General features: G+C 57.7%; 8 protein-coding genes. 5 read left to right on the forward strand and 3 right to left on the reverse strand.

What is annotated here, in order from left to right; all coding sequences use genetic code 11:
- The 5 genes from L0H65_RS11415 to L0H65_RS11435 all read left to right on the forward strand — a co-directional run.
- Positions 1-1,142 (forward strand): ABC transporter substrate-binding protein (locus tag L0H65_RS11415; RefSeq protein WP_301459125.1); only part of this gene is annotated, 1,142 nt, incomplete at its 5' end.
- Positions 1,143-2,201, forward strand: a complete 1,059-nt coding sequence (locus L0H65_RS11420) for an ABC transporter permease (RefSeq protein ID WP_301459127.1) — start codon at positions 1,143-1,145, stop codon at positions 2,199-2,201.
- A 13-nt stretch (positions 2,202-2,214) separates the two neighbouring features.
- Complete coding sequence (locus L0H65_RS11425; RefSeq protein ID WP_301459128.1) at positions 2,215-3,123, forward strand: ABC transporter permease; 909 nt, start codon at positions 2,215-2,217, stop codon at positions 3,121-3,123.
- Positions 3,123-3,983, forward strand: coding sequence for an ABC transporter ATP-binding protein (locus L0H65_RS11430; protein WP_301459129.1), 861 nt, complete (start codon positions 3,123-3,125; stop codon positions 3,981-3,983). The genes L0H65_RS11425 and L0H65_RS11430 overlap by 1 nt, the downstream gene beginning before the upstream one ends.
- The gene (locus L0H65_RS11435) at positions 3,944-4,717 is read left to right on the forward strand and encodes an ABC transporter ATP-binding protein (protein WP_301459131.1); all 774 of its coding nucleotides are present in this window, start codon (positions 3,944-3,946) and stop codon (positions 4,715-4,717) included. The genes L0H65_RS11430 and L0H65_RS11435 overlap by 40 nt, the downstream gene beginning before the upstream one ends.
- A 188-nt stretch (positions 4,718-4,905) precedes the next feature.
- Here L0H65_RS11435 and L0H65_RS11440 read toward each other — a convergent pair whose 3' ends face one another.
- From L0H65_RS11440 to L0H65_RS11450, 3 genes are all read right to left on the reverse strand, one after another.
- A complete protein-coding gene (locus L0H65_RS11440; protein WP_301459132.1) occupies positions 4,906-5,604 on the reverse strand; it encodes a hypothetical protein in 699 nt (232 codons plus the stop codon).
- Between the two features lie 129 nt (positions 5,605-5,733).
- Positions 5,734-6,843: a 3-dehydroquinate synthase gene (gene aroB, locus L0H65_RS11445; RefSeq protein WP_301459134.1), complete on the reverse strand. Its 1,110-nt coding sequence runs from the start codon at positions 6,841-6,843 to the stop codon at positions 5,734-5,736.
- Positions 6,844-6,849: 6 nt separating this feature from the next.
- Positions 6,850-7,111 (reverse strand): shikimate kinase (locus L0H65_RS11450; protein ID WP_301459135.1); only part of this gene is annotated, 262 nt, incomplete at its 5' end.

Below are 7,111 nucleotides of genomic sequence, written 5' to 3' on the forward strand. Positions count from 1 at the left end.
GCAACACCGTGTCGATCACAACCGACAAACGGTATGCTACCTCTTTCGTGCTGAACTGTTTGACCGCAACCATCGGCTCGGTCGTCGATATGAAAACGGTGATGGAGCATGAGGCGGATGGCGATATGGGCAACGCTTGGCTCAACGTCAATTCGGCAGGCTCTGGCCCGTACACAGTCGTAAGCTGGAAGCCGAATGAATCGGTGACGCTGCAATCGAACCCAGATTATTACGGTGGCGCGCCTGCTATGGAGCGCGTTGTGGTGCGCCATGTTTCGGAGAGTGCCAGCCAGCGTTTGTTGCTGGAAGCGGGCGATATTGACGTGGCCCGCAACCTGAACCCCGAAGACATTGCGGGTGCGACTGCGGCAGGCGGAATCAAGATCTCGGATGAATTGAAGGGCCGCCTGATGTATATCGGCCTGAACCAGACCAACCCGATTTTGGCCAAGCCGCAGGTGCGCCAAGCATTCAAATATCTGATTGATTATGAAGGTATCCAAAACAGCTTCATCAAGGGCCAATATACCGTTCATCAGAACTTCCTGCCCAAAACCTATCTGGGTGCATCGGATGTGAACCCGTTCAAACTCGACATCGAAAAAGCCAAAAGCCTGCTGAAAGAGGCGGGCGTTGAAAATGCCGAGTTTGAGATTGGCGTGCGCGAAGCTCAGGACCAGATCGAGGTTGCACAAGCCTTCCAGAACGCGGCAGCGCAGGTCGGTATCAAGATCAACATCACCGTCGGCACCAGCAAGCAAATTTTGGCGCGCTACCGGTCGCGCGATCTTGATATCACGTTGCAGCAGTGGGGGCCGGATTATCCCGATCCGCAAACCAATGCTGGCACCTTTGCCTATAACCCCGACAATTCGCTCGAGGCACAGGCAACCGGCCTTCTGGCATGGCGTCTGGCTTGGGATACCGACGGTCTGACTCCGCTGACCGAAGCTGCGGTGACGGAAGTTGATACCGACAAACGTATCGCGCTTTACAAGGAGATTCAGGACAAGTTCCGTGAAACCTCCCCCTTCGTGATCATGTTCCAGCAAATCGAACAAAGTGCCATTCGGGATAATGTGATGAACTTCACCACCGGGCAGGCGATTTCTGCGGCCGATTACAGCAAGGTCACCAAGTAAATGGCCCTGGCCAATGACACCGAAGGGGCGCGCAAGCGTGCGCCCCTTCCACGTTGGTTGACAACAACGCTGAAAACCATCGGCTCGATTGCGGTGACGATGCTGGGGTTGATGTTCATCACCTTCATCATCGGGCGGGTAATGCCGATTGACCCGGTACTGGCGATCGTGGGGGAACGGGCGTCCAAATCCACTTATGACGCGGTTTATTTTCAACTTGGGCTGGATAAGCCCTTGATTGTGCAGTTCATGTATTATCTGCGCGACGTGGCACACGGCGATTTTGGCATCTCGTTGCTCAATGGCCATCAGGTATCCGACGATATCCGTCGCGTATTTCCGGCAACGCTGGAGCTTGCCAGCCTCGGCGTTATCTTTGGTGTCGTGTTGGGTGTGCCTTTGGGCGTGGTTGCAGCCGTGCGCAAAGGCTCTTGGATTGATCAACTCGCCCGCGTGGTGGCGCTGATCGGTTATTCAATGCCGATTTTCTGGCTCGGCCTGATGGGGCTTTTGATCTTTTACGGAATGTTGGGTTGGGTCGGTGGGCCAGGTCGCGTCAGCATTTTTTATGAGGATATCGTGCCGCGCGTCACTGGCATGATTTTGATCGACAGTATTCTGGACCGCAACTGGACCGTGCTGAAAGACGCGTTCAGCCATATCGTTTTGCCTGCGTCCCTGCTTGGCTATTACTCTCTGGCTTATATCAGCCGCATGACCCGCAGCTTCATGCTGGAACAGATGAACGCGGAATATATCACCACCGCGCGGGTCAAGGGCATGTCGGAATGGGATGTGATCTGGAAACACGCTTTCCGCAATATCCGCGTGCAACTGATTACAGTGATCGCGCTGTCCTACGCGGGGCTGCTGGAAGGTTCGGTTCTGACGGAGATCATCTTTAGCTGGCCGGGGATCGGCAGCTATATCACCACAGCATTGCTTTCAGCCGATATGAATGCAGTCCTGGGTGGCACGGTGGTTGTCGGGCTGGTGTTCGTGTTGCTGAACGTGTTTTCCGACCTGCTTTACAAGGTCTTTGACCCGAGGGCGCGATGAAAAAGGCCAATCCATGACCGAGCAAACCCTGCGCCAATGGCTGTTGACCGACACGCCAACTTCACGACGACATGCCAAACTGTCGGCGATCTATCAAGGCTGGCTTTCGTTTCGCGGCAATACCATGGCGATGATCGGGTTGTGGATACTGATTGCACTGGTGGCAATCGCGGCCTTTGCGCCGTTCATTTCGCCGCATGACCCGTTTGTGCAAGATCTCGGCAACCGGCTTGGCCCATTGGGGACTGAAGGGCATATTCTGGGGACTGACAGTCTTGGCCGCGATATCCTGTCGCGGTTGATCTATGGCAGTCGCATCACGCTTTACATCGTGGCGCTGGTTGCATTGATCGCGCCGATTGCCGGACTTTTGGTGGGCACCGTGTCAGGCTATGTCGGCGGCTGGTTAGATGCGGTCTTGATGCGGATCACCGATATTTTCCTCGCCTTTCCGCGCCTTGTGCTGGCGCTGGCCTTCGTTGCCGCTTTGGGGGCGGGGATTGAGAACGCGGTTCTTGCGATTTCCCTGACCGCCTGGCCGCCCTATGCCCGCATTGCGCGGGCCGAAACGCTGACCATCCGATCTTCCGATTTCATCAGCGCCATTCAGTTGCAAGGCGCAGGGCCGATGCGGATCATCATCCGCCACATCTGGCCGCTGTGCATCTCCAGCCTGATTGTGCGGGTGACGCTGGATATGGCGGGGATCATCCTCGCCGCCGCTGGTCTTGGTTTCCTTGGCCTTGGCGCGCAGCCTCCGTCCCCAGAATGGGGTGCTATGATTTCCGAAGGGCGTCGGTTCATCCTAGATCACTGGTGGGTTGCCGCGATGCCGGGCCTTGCGATTTTCACGGTGTCCTTGGCGTTCAACCTGCTTGGCGATGGGTTGCGCGATGTGCTGGACCCGAAAGCAGGCGAATGATGGAAACGCTTCTGGATATCAAAGACCTCTGGGTGCGCTTCCCATCCCGCCATGGCGTGTTTGACGCGGTTCGCGGGGTGTCGTTCACCTTGGGCCGCGAACGGCTTGGGATTGTTGGTGAAAGCGGATCGGGCAAGTCGATGACCGGCCGCGCGATTCTGCGCCTGATCCGCCCGCCGGGGATTGTGGAGGCGACACAAATCAACCTTGAAGGTGTTGATCTGCTGAAGAAAACCGAAAAACAAATGCGCGATGTGCGCGGCAAGCGCATTTCAATGGTGATGCAGGACCCGAAATTCTCGCTCAACCCCGTGATGAGGATCGGCGATCAAATCATGGAGGCGTATCGCCTGCACAATTCCGTTGGCAAGGCCGAAGCCTATGCCAAGTCCTTGGAAATGCTGGAGGCTGTCTCGATCCGCGACGCCGAACGGGTGATGCGCGCCTATCCGCATGAAATGTCGGGGGGTATGGGGCAGCGGATCATGATCGCGATGATGCTGATCCCGAACCCGGAGATCATGATCGCGGATGAACCGACGAGCGCCTTGGATGTCTCGGTCCAGCGGCAAGTGTTGGACATCATGGACAAGCTGGTGAAAGAGCGCGGCATGGGGTTGATCTTCATCAGCCACGACCTCAATCTGGTGGCCGATTTCTGCGACCGGGTGCTGATCATGTATGCGGGTCGCGTCGTGGAAGTGTGCGAGGCCGCCAGGCTGCATGAGGCAAAGCACCCCTATACGCGGGGCTTGCTGAACTCCCTGCCCCGGTTGGATGCGCCGCGTGACCGACTGGAGGTGTTGCAGCGCGACCCGGAATGGGCCGAGGCACCAAGCGTCAGCGGGCGGGTGGCCTGATGCTGGAAATCGGCAAGCTCAACGTCTGGTTCGGATCGGGGATTGACCGGGTGGATGCGGTCAAGGGCGCCAGCTTTGCGGTCCCCAAGGGGGAAAGTTTCGGGCTCGTCGGTGAAAGCGGGTCGGGTAAATCCACCATTCTGCGGGCGATCACCGGGCTTGCGCCGCATTGGTCTGGGCGGATTACGGTGGACGGGACCGAGCTGGGAAAATCCCGACCCAAAGCGTTTTACAACACGGTGCAGATGGTGTTTCAAGACCCTTACGCATCCCTGCATCCGCGCCATTCGGTTGATCAGGTTTTGGGCGAAACCCTGCATCTGCATGGGTTCAAGGACATCGACGCGCGGGTGGTGAAACTGCTCGATGATGTCGGTTTGGGCCAGAAATTCCGCTTCCGCTATCCGCATCAACTTTCGGGCGGCCAGCGCCAGCGCGTCGCCATCGCCCGCGCGCTTGCCCCGGAACCGCAGCTTTTGCTGTTGGATGAACCGACCTCGGCGCTGGATGTCTCGGTGCAGGCCGAGATCCTGAACCTGCTGGTCGATCTGCGCCGTGATCGCGGGCTGACCTATCTGATGGTCTCGCACGACTTGTCAGTGGTGGGCCATATGTGTGAGCGGTTGGCGGTGATGAAAGACGGTGCGATTGTGGAGGTGATGGCGGTGGATACATTGCGCCGCAACGCCGCAGAACACCCCTATTCGCAAAGCCTGCTGCAAGCGTCGTTGTGATGGATCCCTGCCTGCGCCGTAAAAAGATATGGCAAATCGACTTTAACTTGAAGCAACAACCATCAGAAAACGCGCGATGAATCCTGTTCAAGTCGAAACGATTTGGATTGCCTGCGAATATGTGTTCGGGGCCGGGATCTGTCGGGCCAATTTGCCGAACATTTCGCATATGCCGCAGCAATACGGCTCTATTTTTGCATCGCTCTTTTGTAACTCGCCTTGAATTTCGCATCATTGGACTTGGCGGATCGCCCCAATTCCCCATAGTGTTTTTCATATTTCTTTATCAAATCCTCAACATTCTTGCGACTTGCCGCCGAGACTCTTGGATTGCCCTGAATTTTTTTCAATTCCGTTTGCAACATCACCTTATAGGGTTCCAACAGCCGCAGGCGTTTGGATACGCCTTCCCAAATCTGGACATCGCCGCGCAAATTCTCCGCGTATTTTTCCGATACCAGGCTCCAGACATTGCGGCGATCAGGCTTCGACAATAATTCCCAACTGTCGCTGGCGAGCGCTTCAACACAGGACAACATGTCGGAATATCGTTTCGGATGGCCGGCATTGGCCCCTGTCGCCTCGATCAACTTTGGCAAAGGCGACTTGATGCGCCGCAGCACGTCATTGATTGTGTCGATGGTGACATAGCCTTCGTATTCCCGTGCGTCTTTTTCCGCCTTCTGGATGATCTTCCACATCGGAATGGCTTCGGGTTCGGCCTGGAATCCGCGTTGCATCCGCATCAGGTTGATCTTTCCGACACCGGCATAAATCGCGCCGCGGTTGGGGATCGGCAGGATCATCCCGCCGCTCTGTTTCAACCATTCTGAAAAAACCTTGAAATTCCCACTCTGACGATCCGCGACGGTCTCGTTCTTCGCCATGGCTTCGCCCCTCAATAAGTTGTGAAAAAACCACAGAACAACGGAACCGGCAACCTGTCAAGAAGCTGCATCACCTTCGCTGGCTTCCAGCGGAATAACGATGAAACCCGCCCCGCTGGCCCGAAACGCTCAAAATGCGTCGCGCAACACCGCCAGCACCACGTCAGCCGGTACATCACTGGCGACGAAACTTTGCCCGATGCCGCGCGCAAGGATGAACCGCAACTTGCCGTCAATCACCTTCTTGTCCTGCCCCATCAAGTCCAGCAGGACTTCGGCCGATGGCAACTCTCCCGGAATGTCCGATAGATCAACCTTCATTCCCATCGCCCGCAGATGCGCCCTCACCCGGCTGGGGGCTTCCTGACTGCACAGGCCCAACCGCTGGCTCAACTCAAACGCCAGCCCGCAGCCGATGGCGACCCCTTCCCCGTGGAGCAAGCGGTCGCCGTAGCCGGTCGCCTTTTCAAGCGCATGGCAAAAGGTGTGGCCGAGGTTGAGAAGCGCGCGATCACCCTCCTCCGTCTCATCCCGCGCGACAATCTCCGCTTTCATCTCCACCGACCGTCGCACCGCATATTGCCGGGCCGCAACATCGCCTTGGGCCAGCGCCGGTCCGTTGGTTTCCAGCCATTCAAAGAACGCCTCGTCCCCAAGCAACCCGTATTTCACCACCTCGCCGTATCCTGAAAGGAAATCGCGCGGCGTCAAGGTGCCGAGCAAGCCGATGTCAGCCAACACCAGGCCGGGTTGATGGAACGCCCCGATCAGGTTCTTGCCTTGCGGCGCGTTGATGCCGGTCTTGCCGCCAACCGAACTGTCCACCTGCGCCAGAAGTGAGGTCGGGATTTGCACGAAACCCACACCCCGGCGCAGCACCGATGCTGCAAACCCGACCAGATCGCCAATCACGCCGCCGCCAAATGCGATCACCAGATCCTTGCGTTCGACTTTTTGGTCAAGCAACCATTCGACGCAGGTTTGAAACTGCGGCCAGGCCTTCGTCGCCTCCCCCGGTGGCAGCGCAAGGGCGGCGCTGTCGATACCCGATGCCGATAATGCGGCCTGCAACCGGGCCAGATGCAACGCACCCACGGTTTCGTCGGTGACAATCGCCACCCGTTTGCGGCGCAGGAGCGGTGCAACCTCGGCCCCAGCGCGGTCAATCAGCCCGTCCGCGATGCGCACGTCATAGGCGCGCGCGCCCAATTCAACCCTGATGGTATCCGTCGCGGTCATCTTCGTTCAGCCCTCCAGAATATCGGCGCGGGTCGAGAGTGCCTGCAAGACCCTGCGGGCCATATCGTCGATGGAAAGATCATGCTCCGCATCCACCGCAAGGTCAGCCAGCGCATAGATCGGCACGCGGGCATCATAGATTTCCTTCAGGCTGGCGCGTGGGTTGGCGGTTCGCAGCAAGGGCCGGGTCGTTTTGTGCCGCACCCTGCTCCACAGCAGGTCCAGTTCGGCGCGTAGCCAGACCGAACTGCCTTTTTCCGCAATGATC

The sequence above is a fragment of the Pseudorhodobacter sp. genome (assembly GCF_030452865.1).
Taxonomy (GTDB): Bacteria; Pseudomonadota; Alphaproteobacteria; order Rhodobacterales; family Rhodobacteraceae; genus Pseudorhodobacter.